At 70.3% G+C, this 19,110-nt stretch carries 22 protein-coding genes and 1 pseudogene; 10 read left to right on the top strand and 13 right to left on the bottom strand.

Annotation, left to right across the window (positions count from 1 at the left end):
* Positions 1 to 65: 65 nt before the first annotated feature.
* Both Q0P88_RS09760 and Q0P88_RS09755 read right to left on the bottom strand, forming a co-directional pair.
* The gene (locus Q0P88_RS09760) at positions 66 to 956 is read right to left on the bottom strand and encodes a rhomboid family intramembrane serine protease (protein WP_295013580.1); all 891 of its coding nucleotides are present in this window, start codon (positions 954 to 956) and stop codon (positions 66 to 68) included.
* A gap of 34 nt (positions 957 to 990) precedes the next feature.
* Positions 991 to 1,548, bottom strand: coding sequence for a peptidylprolyl isomerase (locus Q0P88_RS09755; protein WP_295013578.1), 558 nt, complete (start codon positions 1,546 to 1,548; stop codon positions 991 to 993).
* Between the two features lie 108 nt (positions 1,549 to 1,656).
* Between Q0P88_RS09755 and Q0P88_RS09750 the strand changes: the two genes are divergently transcribed.
* Both Q0P88_RS09750 and Q0P88_RS09745 read left to right on the top strand, forming a co-directional pair.
* Positions 1,657 to 2,157 carry a DNA helicase gene (locus Q0P88_RS09750; protein WP_295013576.1) on the top strand — a complete coding sequence of 167 codons (501 nt, stop codon included), beginning with the start codon at positions 1,657 to 1,659 and terminating at the stop codon, positions 2,155 to 2,157.
* A 104-nt stretch (positions 2,158 to 2,261) separates the two neighbouring features.
* Positions 2,262 to 2,678: an aminoacyl-tRNA deacylase gene (locus tag Q0P88_RS09745; protein ID WP_295013700.1), complete on the top strand. Its 417-nt coding sequence runs from the start codon at positions 2,262 to 2,264 to the stop codon at positions 2,676 to 2,678.
* Positions 2,679 to 2,717: 39 nt separating this feature from the next.
* On the opposite strand, the gene Q0P88_RS09740 is transcribed toward Q0P88_RS09745, so the two are convergent.
* Positions 2,718 to 3,146 (bottom strand): NUDIX hydrolase, encoded by a 429-nt coding sequence (locus Q0P88_RS09740; protein WP_295013574.1) that lies wholly within the window; start codon positions 3,144 to 3,146, stop codon positions 2,718 to 2,720.
* A gap of 160 nt (positions 3,147 to 3,306) precedes the next feature.
* Here Q0P88_RS09740 and Q0P88_RS09735 point away from each other — a divergent pair, with 160 nt between their 5' ends.
* The gene (locus Q0P88_RS09735; protein ID WP_295013572.1) at positions 3,307 to 3,765 is read left to right on the top strand and encodes a hypothetical protein; all 459 of its coding nucleotides are present in this window, start codon (positions 3,307 to 3,309) and stop codon (positions 3,763 to 3,765) included.
* Between the two features lie 20 nt (positions 3,766 to 3,785).
* On the opposite strand, the gene Q0P88_RS09730 is transcribed toward Q0P88_RS09735, so the two are convergent.
* Entirely contained in the window at positions 3,786 to 4,664 is an 879-nt protein-coding gene (locus Q0P88_RS09730) for a cytochrome c oxidase assembly protein (RefSeq protein ID WP_295013570.1), read from the bottom strand.
* Between the two features lie 186 nt (positions 4,665 to 4,850).
* Here Q0P88_RS09730 and Q0P88_RS09725 point away from each other — a divergent pair, with 186 nt between their 5' ends.
* The 4 genes from Q0P88_RS09725 to Q0P88_RS09710 all read left to right on the top strand — a co-directional run bounded on the left by Q0P88_RS09725 (position 4,851) and on the right by Q0P88_RS09710 (position 8,326).
* Complete coding sequence (locus Q0P88_RS09725) at positions 4,851 to 6,035, top strand: inorganic phosphate transporter (RefSeq protein ID WP_295013568.1); 1,185 nt, start codon at positions 4,851 to 4,853, stop codon at positions 6,033 to 6,035.
* Between the two features lie 15 nt (positions 6,036 to 6,050).
* The gene (locus Q0P88_RS09720) at positions 6,051 to 6,341 is read left to right on the top strand and encodes a hypothetical protein (protein WP_295013566.1); all 291 of its coding nucleotides are present in this window, start codon (positions 6,051 to 6,053) and stop codon (positions 6,339 to 6,341) included.
* Complete coding sequence (locus Q0P88_RS09715; protein WP_295013564.1) at positions 6,338 to 7,027, top strand: DUF3349 domain-containing protein; 690 nt, start codon at positions 6,338 to 6,340, stop codon at positions 7,025 to 7,027. The genes Q0P88_RS09720 and Q0P88_RS09715 overlap by 4 nt, the downstream gene beginning before the upstream one ends.
* 177 nt (positions 7,028 to 7,204) lie before the next feature.
* Positions 7,205 to 8,326, top strand: a complete 1,122-nt coding sequence (locus Q0P88_RS09710) for a Xaa-Pro peptidase family protein (RefSeq protein ID WP_295013562.1) — start codon at positions 7,205 to 7,207, stop codon at positions 8,324 to 8,326.
* A gap of 33 nt (positions 8,327 to 8,359) precedes the next feature.
* On the opposite strand, the gene Q0P88_RS09705 is transcribed toward Q0P88_RS09710, so the two are convergent.
* The 5 genes from Q0P88_RS09705 to Q0P88_RS09685 all read right to left on the bottom strand — a co-directional run bounded on the left by Q0P88_RS09705 (position 8,360) and on the right by Q0P88_RS09685 (position 13,725).
* A complete protein-coding gene (locus Q0P88_RS09705) occupies positions 8,360 to 9,214 on the bottom strand; it encodes an ABC transporter ATP-binding protein (RefSeq protein WP_295013560.1) in 855 nt (284 codons plus the stop codon).
* Positions 9,211 to 10,074 carry an ABC transporter ATP-binding protein gene (locus Q0P88_RS09700; RefSeq protein WP_295013558.1) on the bottom strand — a complete coding sequence of 288 codons (864 nt, stop codon included), beginning with the start codon at positions 10,072 to 10,074 and terminating at the stop codon, positions 9,211 to 9,213. Before Q0P88_RS09700 ends, Q0P88_RS09705 begins: the two co-directional genes overlap by 4 nt.
* Positions 10,071 to 10,991 (bottom strand): ABC transporter permease, encoded by a 921-nt coding sequence (locus Q0P88_RS09695; protein ID WP_295013556.1) that lies wholly within the window; start codon positions 10,989 to 10,991, stop codon positions 10,071 to 10,073. The genes Q0P88_RS09700 and Q0P88_RS09695 overlap by 4 nt, the downstream gene beginning before the upstream one ends.
* The gene (locus Q0P88_RS09690) at positions 10,988 to 12,055 is read right to left on the bottom strand and encodes an ABC transporter permease (RefSeq protein WP_295013554.1); all 1,068 of its coding nucleotides are present in this window, start codon (positions 12,053 to 12,055) and stop codon (positions 10,988 to 10,990) included. Before Q0P88_RS09690 ends, Q0P88_RS09695 begins: the two co-directional genes overlap by 4 nt.
* Positions 12,056 to 12,138: 83 nt before the next feature.
* Positions 12,139 to 13,725: an ABC transporter substrate-binding protein gene (locus Q0P88_RS09685; protein ID WP_295013552.1), complete on the bottom strand. Its 1,587-nt coding sequence runs from the start codon at positions 13,723 to 13,725 to the stop codon at positions 12,139 to 12,141.
* A gap of 172 nt (positions 13,726 to 13,897) precedes the next feature.
* On the opposite strand from Q0P88_RS09685, the gene Q0P88_RS09680 reads away from it, so the two are divergent.
* Positions 13,898 to 14,431: an Lrp/AsnC family transcriptional regulator gene (locus tag Q0P88_RS09680; protein ID WP_295013549.1), complete on the top strand. Its 534-nt coding sequence runs from the start codon at positions 13,898 to 13,900 to the stop codon at positions 14,429 to 14,431.
* 30 nt (positions 14,432 to 14,461) lie between these two features.
* Here Q0P88_RS09680 and Q0P88_RS09675 read toward each other — a convergent pair whose 3' ends face one another.
* The 3 genes from Q0P88_RS09675 to Q0P88_RS09665 form a co-directional block, all read right to left on the bottom strand.
* Entirely contained in the window at positions 14,462 to 14,803 is a 342-nt protein-coding gene (locus Q0P88_RS09675; RefSeq protein WP_295013547.1) for a hypothetical protein, read from the bottom strand.
* 334 nt (positions 14,804 to 15,137) lie between these two features.
* Positions 15,138 to 15,959, bottom strand: coding sequence for a phosphatase PAP2 family protein (locus tag Q0P88_RS09670; protein ID WP_295013545.1), 822 nt, complete (start codon positions 15,957 to 15,959; stop codon positions 15,138 to 15,140).
* Between the two features lie 7 nt (positions 15,960 to 15,966).
* On the bottom strand, positions 15,967 to 16,587 hold the full coding sequence (locus tag Q0P88_RS09665; protein ID WP_295013543.1) for a YitT family protein: 621 nt from the start codon (positions 16,585 to 16,587) through the stop codon (positions 15,967 to 15,969).
* A gap of 61 nt (positions 16,588 to 16,648) precedes the next feature.
* Between Q0P88_RS09665 and Q0P88_RS09660 the strand changes: the two genes are divergently transcribed.
* Positions 16,649 to 18,091 carry a PLP-dependent aminotransferase family protein gene (locus tag Q0P88_RS09660; protein WP_295013542.1) on the top strand — a complete coding sequence of 481 codons (1,443 nt, stop codon included), beginning with the start codon at positions 16,649 to 16,651 and terminating at the stop codon, positions 18,089 to 18,091.
* A gap of 33 nt (positions 18,092 to 18,124) precedes the next feature.
* On the opposite strand, the gene Q0P88_RS09655 is transcribed toward Q0P88_RS09660, so the two are convergent.
* Complete coding sequence (locus Q0P88_RS09655) at positions 18,125 to 18,529, bottom strand: hypothetical protein (protein ID WP_295013540.1); 405 nt, start codon at positions 18,527 to 18,529, stop codon at positions 18,125 to 18,127.
* 204 nt (positions 18,530 to 18,733) lie between these two features.
* Between Q0P88_RS09655 and Q0P88_RS09650 the strand changes: the two are divergent.
* Positions 18,734 to 19,072, top strand: a pseudogene (locus Q0P88_RS09650) (hypothetical protein); the annotation flags it as partial.
* Between the last annotated feature and the right edge of the window lie 38 nt (positions 19,073 to 19,110).

Below are 19,110 nucleotides of genomic sequence, written 5' to 3'. Positions count from 1 at the left end.
GCTGGGGAGAATTACACGGGTGTCATTCATCGCATTCCGGGGGACGCGCGCGGCGCCCCGGCCGGTCACCGGCCGGCGGTGACGAGCAGCGGCGGGACGACCGCCACGACGACGAGCAGCACCAGGACGATCGCCGCGACCAGCCCGATCCACCAGAAGCGGGCGTTGGCGCGACGGCTCGCGGTAACGAAGGCGAGCGAGACGAGCGCTCCCGCCACCGCTCCGCCGAGGTGGGCCTGCCAGGCGACTCCCGGCACGAGGAGCCCGTAGACGAAGTTGATCACCAGCACGACGAGGATGCCCACGATGTTCGCGCCGAGATGGCGCCCGATCACCAGCAGGGCGACGAACAGTCCGAAGATCGCTCCCGAGGCGCCGACCGTCGAAGAGCCCGGGGCGATGAGAGCCATCGCGACGGAACCACCGAGGCCGCTCACGAGGTAGAGCGTGAGGAACTTCGCGCGCCCGATCAGCGGTTCCAGGCTCTGACCCGCCATCCACAGCGCGAGCATGTTGAGGCCGAGGTGGATGAATCCTCCGTGCACGAGCAGCGCGGTGAGCATCCGCCACGGCTCGAACGGCACGTTGGAGAGAGCAGGGTAGAGATATCCGCCGGCGAACAGCAGACTGCTCTCGATCACCGGCCCGATTCCCGGCAGCATGGCCAGCAGGCTCACGACCGAGGTGATCCCGATGAGCCAGAAGGTCACGATCGGACGGCCCCCGACGGCCGTCATCGATCGTGCTCCCCACCGACGGTTCGCCCTGCGCTGGGCGGGCGTCTGATTGCGACGCTGCTCCTGCATGCACTCCGGGCAGATCACGCCCACGGGGGCCTGCGTCTGGCACTCGGGACAGATCGTGCGCATGCATCGCTGGCACAGCACGAAGCTCTGCCGCCCGGGATGGCGGTAGCAGAAGTTGTCGGGATTCGCGTGGAACTCCGAAGTCGTCATCGTCCCGCTCCGGAGCCCACCGCGGAAGGCGCGATCAGTTCGCGACGATGTCGACGGACTGGAGAACGACGTCGTCGACCGGACGGTCGCCGGCACCCGTGCGCACGGCGGCGATCTCGTCCACGACGGCCTTGGACGCGTCGTCCGCGACCACGCCGAAGATCGTGTGCTTGCCCTGCAGCCACGGGGTCGGGTCGGTCGTGATGAAGAACTGCGAGCCGTTGGTGCCCTCGGCCTGACCGGTGATCGCGTTGCGACGCAGACCGGCGTTGGCCATCGCGAGCACGTAGGGCTCGTTGAAGTTCAGCTCGCCGTGGATCTCGTCGTTGAACGTGTAGCCGGGGCCGCCGACGCCCTGACCGAGCGGGTCGCCGCCCTGGATCATGAAGTTGGGGATGATCCGGTGGAAGATGACGTCCTTGTAGAGCGGACCCTCGCCCGGCTGGCCGGTGGCAGGGTCGGTCCAAGAGCCGGTGCCGTCGGAGAGTCCGACGAAGTTCTTCACGGTCCGCGGGGCGTGGTCGCCGAACAGGTTGACGACGATGTCTCCGTGGTTGGTGTGCAGCGTGGCGACGTGAGTGGCGTGAGGCATATACCCATTGTCGCAGAGGTTGCGCAAGATCCTCCCTGTACACAGGCCATTCAGGCGGGTCTCTGGCAAGATGGGGGATCCGAACCCCGTTTCGATTGGGAGGGCATTGTGGGCCTGAGCCGTAAGCGCAAGAAGGAACTCCGTCGTCTGCAGGACGAAGCCAACAAGCTGTGGAGCGCCCAGCAGGTCCTGGTCGGCGATGCCGCCCATGTCGCCCGCGAGGCCGGTCGTCAGCTCGACAACTTCCGCCGGGAGCAGGTCCTCCCCGCGGTGCAGGACGTCTACGAGCATCGGGTGCGCCCCGCCGTGGATCGCGGCGTGAAGATCTCCCGCGACGTCGTCGACCACCGGGTCGTGCCGGCTGTCGGGGGCGTGATCGGTTCCGCCCTCAGCGCGTGGGACATCGCGAACGCCAAGCGCGGAGGCGTGCCCCGCGCGGTCGCGTCCCTCGTGCCGGAGAAGAAGAAGGGCCCCGGAATCGGGACCGTCATCGCCGTGATCCTCGGCGTCGGCGCCGCGATCGGCGTCCTCGTCGCCGCGTGGCAGACGCTGCGCGCCGACGACGAGCTCTGGGTCGCGGACGACCCGCTCAGCGCCCCCGAGGCGTGAACGACCACCGCGCGTCCTCGGATCCGCTGCCGGCCTCCGCAGACGAGGCGGCAGCGGATCCTCATGCGCGCGTCCGTTCGGCGGCGCAGGAGCGCGGTCTCGACATCGAGATCGTGCGACGACCCGCGGCGGGGAGCCTGCACGAGGCCGCGGAACTCCTCGGCCTGCCACCGAGCGGGATCGTCAAGACGCTCGTCGTCAAGCGCTCCGATGACACCTTCCTCTTCGCCCTCGTGCCGGGCGGGCGAAAGATCTCCTGGCCGAAGCTGCGCGCGGTCGTCGGCGTGAACCGGTTGAAGCTTCCCGATCCCGCCGTCGCCCTCGAGGCCACCGGCTACGAGCGCGGCACGATCGTCCCGGTGGGCAGCACGACGGCCTGGCCCGTCTTCGCCGACGAGACGATCCGCGGCGAGCGCATCGCGATGGGTGCCGGCGCCCACGGTTACAGCCTGTTCGTGGACGCCGATGCGCTCATCGACGCCTACGACGCGACCGTCGCCGACATCTCCGAACCCGAGTAGCCGGACCGGGGGAGCCGAGGCGGATCCCGTCGCGCCGTCTCAGCCGGCGATCCCGGCCATCTCGAGCGCGATGTCCACGAGTCGGACCCGTTGCAGGGCCCCGATCTCGTCCAGGCGGAACCAGCCCGCCATGTCGGTCGATCCGTGCTTCTCGAACCGGAGCCGCCCACCCGTCACCCTTGCGCGGTAGACGATGCGGAGGGTGTGCAGAGGCTCCGCGGCGTCCGGCGTCACGCGGCGGCGGGCGGGGATGACGCGGGAGTGGATCCCGAGCAGCTGCCCGACCGCGACCTTGTAGCCGGTCTCCTCGTGCACTTCCCGGCGCGCTGCGGCCTCGGGATCCTCTCCGTCTTCGAGGCCGCCGCCGGGGAGGGTCCAGGAGACGCGTCGGCCCTCGGTCCATCGCGCGAGGAGGATGCGCCCCTCGTCATCGTGGATGACGGCGTAGGCGGCGACACGCAGATCCATGCGCACCACACTAATCAGCGCCGGCGGCGATGTCGCACCCCCCTCCCGCGCAGGCGGCACGGGCCCGCCCGCGATCGATCAGTTCTGAAGAAGCGCTCCTGCGGCGTCGTTCCTACGCTGGATCCGAACCGGGATCACCGGACGACGACAGGAGGAAACGATGTCCGAGAGCACCGCACCCGTGCTGACCGCGGCCGAACGCGCCGCCGTCAAGGAGGCTGCGACCGAGAGCCGGACCCGTGCGGCCCGGAAGAAGATCTCCCCGGAGGAGGCGCGAGCGGCCGGGGAGGCGGACGTGCGGGCGAAGATCGCGGAGATGGACGCGGAGGACGGCCCGCTGGCGGAGGCGCTGATGCGCCTCGTCGCCGAGAACGCGCCCCAGCTCGTCCCGCGCACCTACTACGGCATGCCGGCGTGGGCGAACGCGGCGGGCAAGGTCGTCTGCTTCTTCAAGCCGAAGGCCAAGTTCAAGGTCCGCTACGCCACGTTCGAGTTCGAAGGGCCGGCACGGCTCGACGATGGGCGCGTCTGGCCGGTCTCGTACGCGGTGACCGCACTCGAGGACGACGACCTCGCCTTCCTGGCGGACAGGATCCGCACCGCCGCGCCCGCCGCCTGAGCCGCGCGCGGCCCGGCCCGTCACTCCCCGCGCAGATGCGCGGCGGTGAGCTCGGCCATCTCCTCGTCGCTGAGCTCGTCCATGCTGCGGGATTCGCGTCGGTCGGAGCGGATCCATCGCATCATCAGGATCACGAGGATCGGCACGTCGACGATCTCGGCGATGAACCAGAGGAAGTCGCCGGAGAGCTGCTGATCACGCAGCGGATTCGGGAACCACAGCGGCAGCACCCCCGGCCAGGCGCCGGCGTGGTCGAACACCACCGTCCCCAGCCGCAGCAGCACGCCCGGGATCGCATCGAGCACGAGCTCCACGAAGGCGAACAGGAACTCGGCCACGATGAACAGGCTCGTCCGCGCCACCGTGTGCGCGGCCATCGGCAGCACCATGAGCAGGCCGAGCACCGGGACGAGCGCCGAGATCGCCCCCTCGGCGACGGGCGAGGACCGCAGCACCGCAGACAGCGGCGTGAAGAAGACCGAGAAGACGAGGCAGGTGAACACCGGCGCCATGATCGCGTTGCCGAAGAACTTCGCGATCCAGGAGCGCAGGAAGCCGTTCACCCGGGCGCGCGGGGCCGCCGAGAGCACGGCGCGGGCCAGCGACACCGGCCGTCCGAGGGTGACCAGCACCGGCACGACGAACAGCAGCAGCGCGATCCGCGTCGAGAACGCCCAGCGCAGCGCGGCACTCCACGTGCCGAGGAAGCCGAAGGACACCACGGCATAGGAGCCGAGACCCAGGAGCAGGTACATCAGCGTCAGCCGCAGCGGCCAGCGATGCCCGCGCCGACGCAGCACGGCGACACCGCCGAGGTAGAGCCCTGCGGCGACGACGAGCACGACGAGCGCGGCCGGATCCACGCTCCAGGTGCCGAGGAAGACGGGGATGGGAGGCACGCGATCTCCCCTCGTCGTCCGGCACGGATACGGCACCGCCCGCGGCGGGCCGCGACGACGCTACGCCCGACGCCTATGCGCACGGTGGGATCCGGCCCGATCGCCGTCTTAACGCCGGGTGAACTCTCGCGGTCGAGTGCGGGAAGACGGATGCCGCGCGGCCCCGCGAGCGGGATGCTGGCGATCATGAGCGCCGAAGTGCTGATCCTCGTCCTCGTGGTGGTGACCGCGATCGGGTTCGACTTCACGAACGGGTTCCATGACACCGGCAACGCGATGGCGACCTCGATCGCGACGGGCGCGCTGAAGCCGAAGGTCGCCGTGGCCCTGTCCGCCGTCCTGAACCTCGTCGGGGCGTTCCTCTCCGTCGAGGTCGCGGCCACCATCACCAAGGACGTGCTCACGATCCAAGGACCCCACGGCGATCTCGTGCCCGGTCTGTCGCCGGAGGCGGCGATGATCATCATCTTCTCCGGCCTCGTCGGCGGCATCCTGTGGAACCTGACCACGTGGCTGCTCGGCCTTCCCTCCAGCTCCTCCCACGCCCTGTTCGGCGGACTCATCGGTGCGGGCATCGCCGGCGCCGCGACCGTGAACTGGGCGGGCGTGCTCGGCAAGATCATCGTCCCCGCGGTCCTCTCCCCGGTCATCGCGGGACTCGTCGCGGCCGTCGGCACCTGGTTCGTGTACCGGCTCACGAGAGGCGTGCATCCCCGGCACCGCGAGGCCGGCTTCCGGTGGGGGCAGATCGGCACCGCGTCGCTCGTGTCCCTCGCGCACGGCACGGGCGACGCGCAGAAGACCATGGGCGTGATCGCCCTCGCCCTCATCGCGCACGGCTCCCTCACCGGCGACGAGATCCTGAAGGACGGGCTGCCGATCTGGATCATCGTCGTGTGCGGCGCCGCGATCGCCCTCGGCACCTATCTCGGCGGCTGGCGGATCATCCGCACGCTCGGCAAGGGGCTCGTCGAGATCGAGTCGCCGCAGGGCCTGGCCGCGGAGGCGTCCTCCGCGGCCATCATCCTCACGTCGTCGTCGATGGGCATGGCGCTGTCGACGACGCACGTCGCGACGGGCTCGATCCTCGGATCGGGCGTGGGCCGCCCCGGCGCGCAGGTGCGGTGGGGGATCGCGGGCCGGATGGTCATCGCGTGGCTCATCACGATGCCGGCCGCGGGGGTCGTGGGTGCGCTCTGCTTCTTCCTCGCCCACGGGATCGGCGGTCTCGCCGGGGCGATCACGGTGTTCGTCCTCCTCCTCGCCGCCGCGACCCTGCTCTACCTCCGCAGCCGCCGACAGCGGGTCGACCATCGCAACGTCAACGCCGAGTGGGACGGATCCGTCGTCCCCCAGAACGCCGCCGCCTGATCGGGAGGACGAGACATGAGCTTCGATTTCGCACAGATGGCCGCAGCCGCCGGCCGGGTGCTCCTGGTGGGCCTGCTGTTCGGCGCGGGCCTTCCGGCGCTGTTCGCGATCGGTCTGCGGCTGCAGTCCGCCGGCACGGGCGAGGTAGGCGGGGAGGCTCCGGGAACACGCCGCCCCCTGCTCGCGGTCGCGGGCTGGATCCTGTTCGCGGTGGTCATCGCCGCGGTGCTCGCCGGCGTCCTGTTCATCACCCGGCTGAGCATCTCCCACTACTTCGGCATCTCCCTCTTCGGAGCCGGCCGGTGAACGGCGGGGTGCTCAGCCGCGTGCTCGAGTGGTTGCGCGCCGGCTATCCGGAGGGCGTTCCGCCCAAGGACTACACGCCTCTGCTGGCCCTGCTGCGACGCACCCTCACCGCCGAGGAGCTCGCCGACGTCGTCGCCGCTCTCGCCCGGCAGGAGACGGATCCTGTGCGGGTGTCGCAGATCCGCGCCGCCATCACCCAGATCACCGCCGCGAACCCGGGGGAGGACGAGGTCCGTCGCGTCGCCGCGCACCTCGCGGACCGCGGCGTGCCGCTGAGCACCAAAGCACAGCGGATCGTCGCCGCTCGCGAGGCCGTCGCGGACGCGGCCGAGACGCCTGTCACCGGTGACCCTTCCGCGGGGGAGGCCGCTGCGTCGGCCGGCTTCGTGGACGCGACCGGCCACAACCCGATCGCGCAGGCGCTGCGCTGGTTGGGGGCCGGATACCCCGACGGCATCCCCGCTCAGGATCGCGTGCCGATCCTGGCTCTGCTGCGCCGTCGTCTCACCGACGACGAGGTGCAGGAGGTCTGCGATGCCCTGGCCGCCCAGACCGGAGCGGATCCCGACGTCTCCCTCGTCGACGCGCAGGTGCTGATGATGAGGGTGCTCGGCGAACTGCCCGGCGAGCACGACGTGGAGCGCGTCCGCGCGCGCCTCGAGGAGTCGGGCATCGCGCTGGGGTGACCCGGCGTGTCGTGAAGGCGCGCGAGCGCGCGAAGCGTCTGGTCCGTTCTCAGGATGGATCGCGTGCGGCAGACAGATCCGCGGGGAAATCCGCCGTTGCGCCCCATCCATCCTGAGTTCGCGACGGCCGCCCGGCGAAACCTGGCCCTGCGGATGCGTGAAACGTAGCGTGGAGGGGTGAGCACTCCCTTCTTCGACGCCTCCGTGTACGCCGCCCGCCTCGCCCGCGCCCGTGCGCTGGTCGCCGAGGCGGGTCTCGACGGGATCGTGGTCGGGCCCGGCCCGGACCTCGTCTACCTCGCCGGGGTCGAGGGCGACACGATCGAACGTCTGACCGCCCTCGTGATCCCCGCCGCGGGCGAGCCGACCGTGGTCGTGCCACGCATGGAGCTCGCGAAGGTGCGCGACACTGCGGTCGGATCCCTCGGGCTTCCGCTCGCGGACTGGATCGACGGCGAGGATCCGTACGCGCTGGTCGAGAGCGCACTCGGGTTCGCCCCCGCCCGCTTCGGTGTGTCGGACGCCCTGCCCGCCCTGCACGTCATCCCACTCTCCGATCGACTGGGCGTGCCCGTCCTCGCGACGGAAGTGCTCCGGGAGGGGCGGATGGTCAAGGACGCCGCCGAGATCGCCGAGCTGCGCCGCGCGGGTGAGGCGATCGACGCCGTCCACCGCCGCGTGCCGGGCCTCCTTCGCGCGGGACGCACGGAGCGCGAGGTCGCCGCCGACATCTCCGCGGCCATCGTCGAGGAAGGTCATCGCACGGTCGAGTTCGTGATCGTCGCATCCGGCCCGAACGGAGCCGATCCGCACCATGAGGTCTCGGATCGGGTGATCGCGGACGGCGACATCGTCGTCGTCGACATCGGCGGTGCCGTGCCGAGCGGGTACAACTCCGACAGCACAAGGACCTACGCGGTGGGCGAGCCGGATCCCGAGACCGCGCGCCGCATCGCCGTGCTCGTGGCGGCCCAGCAGGCGGCCGTCGACGCCGTCCGCCCCGGCATCACCGCCGAGGAGGTCGACGCCGCCGCGCGCGAGGTCCTCGACGCCGCGGGGCTCGGCGCAGCGTTCCTGCACCGCACCGGACACGGCATCGGGGTGTCCACCCACGAGGAGCCCTACATCGCGCCGGGCAATGCCCTGTTGCTGCGGGAGGGCATGGCTTTCAGCATCGAGCCCGGCATCTACTTCCCCGGCGAATGGGGCGCGCGCATCGAGGACATCGTCGTCGTGACCGCCGACGGATCCGACCGGCTCAACCTCGCCCCGCACGTGCTCGCCCGCGCCGGGGACTGATCCGCGCGCCGGACGGGAGGCTCTCGACCGGGCTCACCGTGCCCGGTCGAGAGCCTCCGGGATGTCTGCGCTCCAGGAGGACGGCGCCTCCGACGCGGGGGCCGCGGGCAGCACGCCCTCGCCGTCCGGATGGGGGATGGCGGCGAGCAACGCCTCGGTGTACGGGTGCACGGGATCCGACCACACCGCCGGTGTGGGTCCGGACTCCACGATCCGTCCCCGGTACATCACCGCCACGCGATCGGCCATGAGCCGCACGACCGAGAGGTCGTGCGAGATGAAGAGCATGGCCGCCCCCGACGCGACGCAGAGCTCGCGCATCATGGCCGCGACCGACGCCTGCGCCGACGCGTCGAGGGCGGAGATCGGCTCATCGGCCACGATCAGATCGGGCTTGGCGGCGAGCGCGCGAGCGATCGCCACGCGTTGACGCTGACCGCCCGACAGCTGGTACGGGTAGCGGTTCTGCAGCGCCGCGGAGAGCCCGACCGCCTCGAGCCAGTGCGAGGGCGCCTCGGTGCCGAGGCCGCGGGCACGGGCGGCCCGGGATCCCTCCGCGATCTGCGCGGCCACACGGAGCCGGGGGTTCAGCGAGGAGTTCGGATCCTGGAACACCATCTGGATCGCGGTGAGCTCCTTCGGCCTGGTGCGCAGCCCGAGCGGCTGCACGGGCCGATCGCGATACAGCACCGTGCCGGAGGCCGGCTTCTCCATGCCGATCACCGCCCGCGCGGTGGAGGACTTGCCGCAACCGCTCTCGCCGACGAGGGCCAGCACCTCGCCGGCGCCGATGTCGAAGGAGACGCCGTCCACCGCCCGGAAGGACGCTCGGCCTCCGTATTCGACGACGAGGCCGTCGACGTGCAGCACCGGCTTCTGATCGGTCATCGCGTCTCCTCGGATTCGTCGGCGGGCGCGACAGCCTCGGATCCGCGCTCCGGCGCACCGTCGACGAGGGAGTCCTGCGCATCGGGCATCGCGTCGAGCAGCTCCCGGGTGTACGGGTGCTGCGGATCCTGGAAGATCTGCCGGCGGGGACCGGATTCGACGATGCGTCCGCCGCGCATCACCGCGACGTCGTCGGCGACGGCGCTCATCACGCCGAGGTCGTGCGTGACGAGCAGGACCGCCAGATCGCGTTGGACGGCGAGGTCACGGAGCAGATGCAGGATCCCGGCTTGCACGGTCACGTCGAGGGCGGTGGTGGGCTCGTCCGCGAGCAGGACCTCGGGGTCGCAGGCCAGGGCGATCGCGATCGCGATCCGCTGTCGCTGACCTCCCGAGAACTGGTGCGGGTACTTCTGCAGCGCTTCCTCGGGGTTCGGCACGCGGACGAGCGCGAGCAGTTCGGCCGCGCGGCGGCGCGCCTCGGTTCGGCTGAGTCGGAGGTGCGCGCGCATGCCGTCCGCGAGCTGGGAGCCGATCGTGATCTGCGGATGCAGGCTGGCGGAGGGATCCTGGAACACCATGCCGATCCGCCTCCCCCGGACCGCGCGGTACGCCGCTCCGGTCAGGCCGACGAGCTCGGTGTCGCCGCCGAGCACGATCGATCCGGAGGTCGTCCCGCCGGCGGGCAGCAGGCCGAGGACGGCCATCGCCGTCATGCTCTTGCCCGATCCGGACTCGCCGGCGAGCCCCTGGATTCGACCGGGCACGAGGTCGAGGTCGATGCCCTTCACGACCTCGGTGCGGTTCCTTTTGCCCTGTCCGAGCTCGACGTGCAGGTCGCGGATGACGAGCGCGCTCACGGTGCCACCTCCGCGGCCGCCGCAGAGACCGCGGTGGGCGACTCGGCCTCGCGCTCCCGGGCGGCGAGCGGGTCGAGCGCGTCGCGCAGCGAGTCTCCGATGAAGTTGAAGGCCATCACGATGCTGAGGATCGCGAGGCCGGGGAACAGGCCCAGCCACCACGCCGACGTGTCATGCATGGCCGCGGCGATCATCGTGCCCCACTCGGGTGTCGGGGGCTGCGCGCCGAGCCCGAGGAAGGAGAGCCCGGACAGCAGCAGGATGGCGGTGCCGATGTCGAGCGAGGCGAGCACGAGCACGGGTCCCGCGATGTTCGGCAGCACGTCGCGCACGAGGGAGCGCAGCGGGGAGGATCCGAGAAGCCGCCCGGCGACCACGTAGTTCTGGGTGCGCAGACCGAGCACGAGGGAGCGGGTGATGCGCGCGTAGGGCGGCCACGCGACGATGATGCCCGCGATGACCGCGTTCATGATCGAGGGGCCGAGCGAGGCGGCGATGACCATCGCGAGGATGACCGTGGGGAACGCCATCACCATGTCGGTGATGCGCATGAGCACCTCGTCCACCCATCCGCCGAGGTAGCCCGCGACGGACCCGACGATCGTGCCGACGACCATCGCGCAGACGACGAGCATGAGGGCGAGCGGGATCGTCGTCTGCGCGCCGACCAGCAGGCGGGAGAACACGTCCCGACCGTTGACGTCGGTGCCCATGATCGCGTCGCCGCTGGGGGCGGCGAGACGCGGGAGATTCTGGGCGAGGGGGTCGTGCGGTGCGATCCACGGCGCCAGGATCGCGACCAGGATCCAGAGGAGGGCGATGATCGTGCCGATCAGCGCCAACGGCGTGCGCCAGGCGCGCGGCAGCCAGGGCTTGCGGCGCCTCGGCGCGTACTTCTCGGGGACGACGAGGTTCACGACAGCCTCACTCGCGGGTCCAGGACGCCGTAGAGCACGTCGACGACGAGGTTGATGACGAGGTAGATCACGCCGACGACGAGACCCACGCCGGTGACGGCGAGAAGGTCGAGGTTCTTCGACGCGTTGTAGGCGTAGGTGCCCAGGCCCGGCCAGGCGAACACCGCCTCGACGAGCACCGTGCCCGAGAGCAGGCTGCCGAAGGCGATGCCGACGAGGGTCAGGATCGGCAGCGCGGCGCCCCGCAGCACGTATCCGACGACGACCCGGCGTCCGCTCAGGCCCTTCGCCCTGGCGGCACGCGCGTAGTCCATGTCGAGGACTTCGAGCACCGAGGTACGCACGAACCGGGTCAGTGTCGCGATCGTGAACAGGCTCAGCACGAGCACCGGGAGCGCGAGGTGGCTCGTCGCGTCGAAGAACCCGACCGAGTCCCCGTTGAGGAGATAGTCGATCGTGTAGAAGCCGGTGATGCGCGGCGGCGGGGTGATCGTGGGGGAGATCCTGCCGGATCCGCTCACCCAGTGCAGCTGCATGAAGAAGAGCTGGTAGGTGAGGATCGCCATCCAGAACGTGGGGATGCTGAGGCCGACGAGCGTCACCACACGGACCACCTGGTCGGTGGCCTTGCCGCGGCGATAGGCGGCGAGCGTGCCCAGGACGATCGCGACGGCGAGGCTGACGATGATGGCGTAGAAGGCGATCTCGCCGGTCGCGGGGATCGCCTTGGCGAGGTCGTCCGCCACCGGGCGTCCCGTCGTCATCGACGTGCCGAGGTCGCCGTGCAGCAGGTTGCCGACGTAGCGGAAGAACCGGATCCAGACCGGCTGGTCGAGTCCGAACTTCTCGCGGAACGCGGCCACGGTCGCGGGGTTCGACGACGCGCCCTCGCCGAGCGCCGCACGCACCGGATCGCCGGGCACGATCACGGTCAGGGAGAAGGTGACCAGCACGATCCCGAACAGCAGGATCACGCTCGTCAGCGCCCGTCGGGCGAGGAACCGCAACAGCGTGTGCTGCGATTGCCGCGCCCTGCGGGTGGCGATGGCTCGGGTCTCGGACACGTCGACGCTCTCGGATCGGGTGGCGGACGGACGGATGGATCGGGACCGGATCCCGTGGGGGGTACGGGATCCGGCCCCGGGTCTTACTTCGCGTGCAACGTGCGCAGGTCGAGGGTCCAGGTCACGTTGTACTCGAGGCCGGCCACCTTGTCGGAGCTGGCGAGGTTGATGCCCGGCACGATGAGCGGCACGAACGGGCCGGACTCCTGCATCGCCTTCGCGTAGTCGCTGAAGGCCGTGTTGCGCGCGTCGACGCTGGTCGCGTTCTTCGCGGTGCCGACGAGCCCGGCAATGGTCGGATCCGCCTCGGCGGTCCAGCCGGCGCGCAGGCCGACCTTCTCGCCCGGTCCGAACGGGAGGAACGAGGAGGAGTCGGCGTAGTCCGGGCCCCAGTACCAGAGCGAGAACGCCTCCTGCCCCTTGACGTAGGGCTGCACCTCCGTGGCGAAGGGCGCGGGCGCGAGCGTGACCGTGATCCCGACGGCCTTCAGCTGCTCCTGCACGCGCTCGGCGACCGGCGTGAACTCCACGCCGCCCACCGGGTTGTCGTTCGGGAACTGCAGCTTGATCTCCTGGCCGGTGTAGCCGGAGGCGGCGAGGGCGGCCTTGGCCTTATCCAGATCCTGCGTCACGCCGGCCTTGTTGGCACCGGGGAACATCGGCGGGATGACGCCGGTGGCCTGCTCGGATCCGGATCCGGCGAGCTCGAGCAGCTTGTCGTAGTCCAGCGCGTACCGCACGGCCTCGGCGAACTTCGGGTTCGCCGTGACGCCGCCCACGTTCTTGTCCTGGTTGACGAGCAGGAAGAGCGTCTCGGCGGACGGCGCCGAGTCGACCGTGAAGCCGGATCCGAGGTTCTTCACCTGATCGCCCGAGAGGTCGACCGCCACGTTCGAGTCGCCGCCCTTGAGGTTGGTGAGCTGCGTGGAGGACTGCGAGATGTTGCGCACGACGATCTTGTCGTAGCCGGCCTTGTCCTCGCCGTCGTACTTGTCGTTCTTGACGAGCACCACCTGCTGGGTGAGGTCGAGCGTCTGCAGCTTGTAGGGCCCCGAGCCCGCGGAGTTCGCGTCGAGCCAGCTCTTCGCGGCGTCCGAGGTGTCGGTCTTGCCGCCGTGCTTGGCGACCTCCTTGGAGTTGAGGATCGCGAGCGACGGGTTGGTCACGATCGCCGGCAGCTGCAGGGACGGGGTCTTGGTCGTGAGCTTCACCGTCTTGTCGTCGACCTTGGCGACCGTGATCCCGGCCATCAGGAAGTTGGCCTTGGAGTCGGCGATGCCGGCGACGCGATCGAGGGAGAAGACGACGTCGTCCGCGGTGACCGGGGTGCCGTCAGAGAACGTGCGACCGTCCTGCAGCGTGAAGGTGAACTCGGTCGCATCGGAGTTCTGCTTCATCGTGGCGAGATCGGGCTTCGGGGTGCTCGAGTCGGACCCCTGGAAGGTGAGCAACGTGTCGTAGACCGCGTGCAGCACCATGTTGCCCGTGGGCACGTAGTTGCGCCCCGGGTCGCCGGTCTCAAGCGAGAACGCGGTGTCGACGACGAGGGTGCCCCCGGCGGACGACGAGCCGTTGGAGCTGTTCGCCGAGTTGCCGCCGGAGCAGCCGGCGAGCGCGATGGCGGCCACGGCGATGAGCGCAGCGGCGGCGTGGCGATGAGAACGGGCCACGGGCGTTCCTCCTCGTTGAGATGGACAGGTCAGACGACCGGATCGGGTTTTCCGGCACTATATCCGAGAGATCACCCTCGATTCGAGCAATCCATTGTCACGCTTCCGTCACTACGGCAATATGTCCAGCATGAGTGACGTTCCCCCTTCCTCCCCTGGACGAACCGCGCCCGTGATCGACGAAATCGCGTACGACATCCTCCGCGCCCTGCGTCACAACGGACGGATCTCGATCGCCGCGCTCGCGCAGGAGGTGGGCATCTCCCGCGCGAGCGCCTACTCCCGAGTCGAATCGCTGACCCGGGCGGGGATCATCACCGGCTACACGGCGACGGTGGACACCGCACGGCTCGGACTGGGCGTGAGCGCGCTCGTGTTCTGCACGATCCAACCGCAGCAGTGGACGTCGTTCCTGCAGGCGATCGGGGAGATGCCCGACATCGAGTCGGCCATCGTGATGACGGGCGAGCACGACGTCATGCTCATCGTGCGCAGCGTCGACATGGAGGCGATGCAGTCGCTCGTGATCGGCACGATCGCCGCACGCGCGGAGGTAACCAAGGTCGAGACGGCCATCGTCATGGGCGAAGTGTTCCGGCGGCCTTTCGTGCTGCCCGGCGACATCCCCCGACGCGATCCGATCGGCGTCGACAGCGGCCTGATGCGCTTCACGCGGACGGACCTCGGCCGAGGCACCCGCGTCTGACCGCCGCGGCCGGATCCCGCCCCGGCCTGCTCAGACCTGCCGGCAGACGCTCACGTGATCGACGCCGTCGACGGCGAAGTCCTCGACGAGGCGCAGCGTTCCATCGTCCTCGTGCTCCGCGCGGCTCACGGCATCACCGCGCACGACGGATCCGTCGCTCACGAGCGCGTGCGCGAACGAGACCCGCACCTCCGCCTCCACGACCTCGCCGACGAAGCGCCCCTCGGTCACCGTGTCGCCGGTGTACTCGCCCCAGATCAGCCGACCGTCCTGGTGGTAGTGGAAGGTCGTGGGCGCCTGCGGGTCCACCTCGCTCGCGGTCGAGGACACCATGGCGAAACGCAGCCCGTCGAGGGAGAGGGAGGAAGGCATGACGACGAGTATGGACCCGGCGTGAGCGTTCTGCGCAATCCCTCGTCGCGGTCGCATCGGGATGCCGTGATCGGCATGCGCACGACCGACGCGACCGGATGACATTTCCCTCCGGGTCGAAATCTATTAACAGATTCATCCACATGTGGATGAATCTGTGGCGTGCGCGATCCGGCGAGAAAGGCTCGGCCGCCCGCAGAGGGAAAGCGGGATTTCCTAGTTCAGGAATCGTTTTCCTGTCATTCACCCGTGAGGTGGCGAACGACATCGAACGCTTACCGATATTCCGGTTCTGCGCCATTCCCGGTCCCGTGATCGGAGACGCGGAGACCATTCAGTCGATTCTGCGGAACAGTCCGTTCCCGGCCGCCGCAAGCCCGCTTCCGGCGGCGAGGATCGCCGCACCGCCCCCCGCATACGCGATCTGCAGGTGACTTCCGTGCTCCTCGACCGTGACGTAGATCACGACGAAGGCGACGAGCGAGACGACGCCCGCGATCCCCGCGATCCACCAGCAGATCGTCAATCGTCGCGGTGCTCGACGCGGGGCACCGACACCCCACGCGATCAGGGCGATCCCCCCGAGACAGCCGCATGCCGCGACGAGCATGAAGGCGGCGACGACGTCGCTCGGCCGATGCCATTGATCGATGACGAGCAGAACTCCCGTGGTGACGGCGAACAGGGCCCCGAGAACCGCGGCGAGAGGTCGCCACCGGGGAGGGCAGACGAGGAACACCGCGAACGCCGCTGCCGCCGCCACCGTCGCATGCCCTGAAGGGAATGAGTTGATGAGCAGGTCTGTCGCGCCGGTCTCCGCCCGTGTGAGGAAGACGTGCTTCGCGAGCTCTGCGAGACCGAGCGCGACGGCACCGACCCCGAACGCCACGATCACATGCCGGAACCGGCGGGTGATGCCCCCGATGAGGAGCGTGAGGATCACTCCGCCCCCGATCCCGATCGCGGGAACGCTGCCGAGAACGGCTCCGGTGAGCCGATAGACGAGGTCGTGCTGGTCCGCGGCGCCGGCGAACGCCCGCTCGTCGACGATCTGCCCCGCGTACGTGCGCACGAAGAGGAAGTAGCTGGCCACGAACGCGGCGGCCAGCACGGCGGCGGCTATCGCGAACGGCCGTGATCCCCGAATCGCCGCCATGCCTCCATCATGCCGGTTCGACCTGAGCAGCGGCCTGCGGCGCGCGCCGGGTGGGACGGGCGGTGTCGAGAAGGGGGAGCGCGATGTGCACGAGCGGGCCGATCGACGCCGCGAAGACGACCGTGCCGATGCCCACCGTGCCGCCGAGCAGCCATCCGATCACGAGCACGGTGACCTCGACCGTGAGCCGCGATGCCCAGATCGGCCATCCGAAGCGGGTGTTCAGACCGGTCATCAGGCCGTCACGCGGGCCGGAGCCGAACCTCGCGCCGATGTAGAGTCCGCTCGCGACCGCCACCGAGACGACTCCCGCCACGAAAACGAGGATCCGCGGAAGAAGATCGGACACGGGAGGGATCACGGCGAGGGTGCCCTGGATCGCCGTGCCGACGAGCAGCACGTTCGCAACCGTGCCGATCCCCGGCCTCTGCCGGAGCGGGATCCAGAGCAGCAGCACGAGGAGACCGACGATGTTCGTCACCCAGCCGACGCCGATGCCGGTCCGCAGCGAGAGCCCCTGCGCGAAGACGGTCCACGGATCGACGCCGAAACCGGCCTCGATGGTGAGCGCGCAGCCGAATCCGTACAGCGGCAGTCCGATCAGCAGTTGCAGCACCCGTCGTGTCATGGATCCATGATGCTCCCGATGTGGACTGGTTGAAGCAGTCCAATCGGGGTAGCGTGGCCTCATGGACTCCCGCCTCTCCGCCCGCGCGCTGGTCGATCTCCTGGGACTGTGGCGCACGACGGAACCGGCGTACGACGCCCTCGCCGACGCGATCCGGCTGCTCTGTCTCGACAACCGGATCGCGCCGGAGACCGCCCTGCCCGCCGAGCGCGAGCTCGCGACCGCTCTCGCGGTGAGCCGCACGACGGTCGCGGCCGCCTACCGCAGCCTGCGCGCCACGGGGCACATCGCGAGCCGACAGGGCTCCGGCAGCGTCACCCGCCCGCTCGGCCGCACCGCCGCCGCACGCTGGTTCGATCGGGAGGGCATCGACCTGCAGCAGGCGAGTCCGCCGGCCTGGCCCGGTCTTCCCGGCGTCATCGCGGAGGTCGCCGGATCCGCGACGGCGCTCGTCTCGCGCTCGGGGTACGACATCCTCGGCCACCTCGAGCTCCGCACCGCGATCGCCGAGCGGTACACGCGGCGCGGCCTGCCGACGTCGCCCGCGCAGATCATGGTCTCGAACGGGGCGCAGCACGCCCTCAACCTCATCGCCGGAACGCTGCTCCGCCGGGGCGATCGCGTGCTGATCGAGACCCCGACCTATCCGCACGCCGCCGAGACGTTCCGCCGCGCCGACGCCCGGCTGGTGGGCGTGCCCGTGACCGTCGAGGACGGGTGGGATCTCGACCGCGCGACGCAGGCCTTCGCCCGCACCCGACCGGTCCTCGCCTATCTCATGCCCGAGTTCCAGAACCCCACGGGGCGCACGATGACCGCGGCCGAACGCGCCGTGTTCGCCCGGGCGGCCCACGATGCGGGGAGCGCGCTCATCGTCGACGACACCACCGCCGAGCTCGCGATCGACGATCCGCTCCCGCCGATCCCGGCCGGGCTCGACACGGCGGCGCTGCGCGTCGGATCCCTCGGCAAGTCGGTGTGGGGCGGGCTGCGGATCGGGTGGATCCGTGCATCGGAGGAGACGATCCGCCGCCTGCGTGCCGCGCGTGCCTCCTTCGACCTCGGCACCCCGGACCTGGATCAGGCGGTCGCGACCCGGGTCGTGACCCGGCTCGACGAGATCCTGCCGCAGCGTGCCGCGCTGCTGGGTGCGGGGCGCGATGCGCTCGGGGACGCCCTCGCGGCGCGGCTCCCGTCGTGGTCGGTGCCGACCGTGCGCGGAGGGGTGGCTCTGTGGGTGGGGTTGGGCGCTCCGCTCAGCTCGGCGCTCGTCATCGACGCGGCTCAGCACGGACTGCACCTGAGCCCCGGTCCGCGGTTCGCGGTCGAGGGCGGGCAGGAGCGGCACCTGCGGATCCCGTTCACGGCCGAGCCGCGAGAGCTCGTCCGGGCGGTCGACGTGCTCGCCGGATCCTGGGAGCGGGTCACCGCGGGAGACCGGGTGACGACGGCAGCGGAGGAGCGGGACGGCGCAGGGCACGCCCTGGCCGAGGCGCTCGTCTGAGGGTTCCGGCGGCGGCGCAGAACACCGCCGGGATCAGCCCTTCGACGAGCTCCGGCGCCCGTCTCTCGTGCACCAGATCGCCCAGGCCACGAGCAGCGGTTGGAAGGCGAGCCGCACCCATCGACGTCGATCGCTGTCGAGGCCGAAAGCGGGTCGGCGGTCCACCGCCTGCGCGATGTTCCCCGGGAACACGGCGACGAAGAACGCGGCGAGCAGGGCGCCGATCCGCGCGCGATCCCGTGGCAGGGCGACGAGCGCCGCACCGAACATGATCTCGACCGCCCCCGAGGCCACCACGACGGCGTCCTTGTCGATCGGCAGCGCCTCGGTGAGGGCGTCGGGCACCTGGGCCTGGAACTCCTTGCGCGCCCAGAACAGGTGCGACACTCCGGCGAACGTCATCCCGGCTGCGAGCAGCCACCGCGCGAAAGTCCTCATCCGGCCAGTATGCCAAGATCCCGAGGCGGGGCTCGCGCGGCCGTCGCGGCGAAGGGGCGCCGAGTAGGATCGACGCATGTCGAGTCCCGAGTCAGACGCGTCGGGGGCTTTCGGTCACACCGTCAGCCCCGGAAGCCGTTGAGCGCATAGCTCCTCTTCGCCCGCGTCCGCACGGGCGACTCGCGAACTCCGGGCCGCTGGCAGCACCCCGCGGCGCTCCTCGCCCTCGCCTCCACGCAGGGCGTGTTGGCGTTCGGGGTCGGTAGCACGCTGATCACGCGCGTCCTCTACGCGGCCTCCGGTGCGCCCACGATGGCAGGGGCCTACGCCACCGCGGCGCTGAACCTCGGTGCCGCGGCGGGACCGGTGATCGGCGCCGCGGCGCTGTCCGCCGTCTCCCTCGCGACCGCTCCGATCTGGGTCGCCGCCGCGTCGACCGCGGCCGCTCTGGTCCTCGCCCTTCTGGCGAGGACGGCGATCCGCGAAGAGGCCAGGGCCGACCCCGATGACGGGAGCGCCGACGGCGAAAACTGTGGAGCCTAGGAGATTCGAACTCCTGACATCCTGCTTGCAAAGCAGGC

Source organism: uncultured Microbacterium sp. (assembly GCF_945952435.1).
Taxonomy (GTDB): Bacteria; Actinomycetota; Actinomycetes; order Actinomycetales; family Microbacteriaceae; genus Microbacterium.
The sequence above is the reverse complement of the archived record's forward strand: the minus strand, read 5'-3'. Positions and strand labels throughout refer to the sequence as shown.

What these genes read in the sequence shown, in the direction of transcription:
- Q0P88_RS09655 (WP_295013540.1), bottom strand. Translation starts at nt 18,529, where the DNA reads ATGAGGACTTTCGCGCGGTGGCTGCTCGCAGCCGGGATGACGTTCGCC.
- Q0P88_RS09665 (WP_295013543.1), bottom strand. Translation starts at nt 16,587, where the DNA reads ATGACACGACGGGTGCTGCAACTGCTGATCGGACTGCCGCTGTACGGA.
- Q0P88_RS09740 (WP_295013574.1), bottom strand. Translation starts at nt 3,146, where the DNA reads ATGGATCTGCGTGTCGCCGCCTACGCCGTCATCCACGATGACGAGGGG.
- Q0P88_RS09760 (WP_295013580.1), bottom strand. Translation starts at nt 956, where the DNA reads ATGACGACTTCGGAGTTCCACGCGAATCCCGACAACTTCTGCTACCGC.
- Q0P88_RS09725 (WP_295013568.1), top strand. Translation starts at nt 4,851, where the DNA reads ATGAGCGCCGAAGTGCTGATCCTCGTCCTCGTGGTGGTGACCGCGATC.
- Q0P88_RS09735 (WP_295013572.1), top strand. Translation starts at nt 3,307, where the DNA reads ATGTCCGAGAGCACCGCACCCGTGCTGACCGCGGCCGAACGCGCCGCC.
- Q0P88_RS09675 (WP_295013547.1), bottom strand. Translation starts at nt 14,803, where the DNA reads ATGCCTTCCTCCCTCTCCCTCGACGGGCTGCGTTTCGCCATGGTGTCC.
- Q0P88_RS09670 (WP_295013545.1), bottom strand. Translation starts at nt 15,959, where the DNA reads ATGGCGGCGATTCGGGGATCACGGCCGTTCGCGATAGCCGCCGCCGTG.
- Q0P88_RS09660 (WP_295013542.1), top strand. Translation starts at nt 16,649, where the DNA reads ATGGACTCCCGCCTCTCCGCCCGCGCGCTGGTCGATCTCCTGGGACTG.
- Q0P88_RS09705 (WP_295013560.1), bottom strand. Translation starts at nt 9,214, where the DNA reads ATGACCGATCAGAAGCCGGTGCTGCACGTCGACGGCCTCGTCGTCGAA.
- Q0P88_RS09755 (WP_295013578.1), bottom strand. Translation starts at nt 1,548, where the DNA reads ATGCCTCACGCCACTCACGTCGCCACGCTGCACACCAACCACGGAGAC.
- Q0P88_RS09720 (WP_295013566.1), top strand. Translation starts at nt 6,051, where the DNA reads ATGAGCTTCGATTTCGCACAGATGGCCGCAGCCGCCGGCCGGGTGCTC.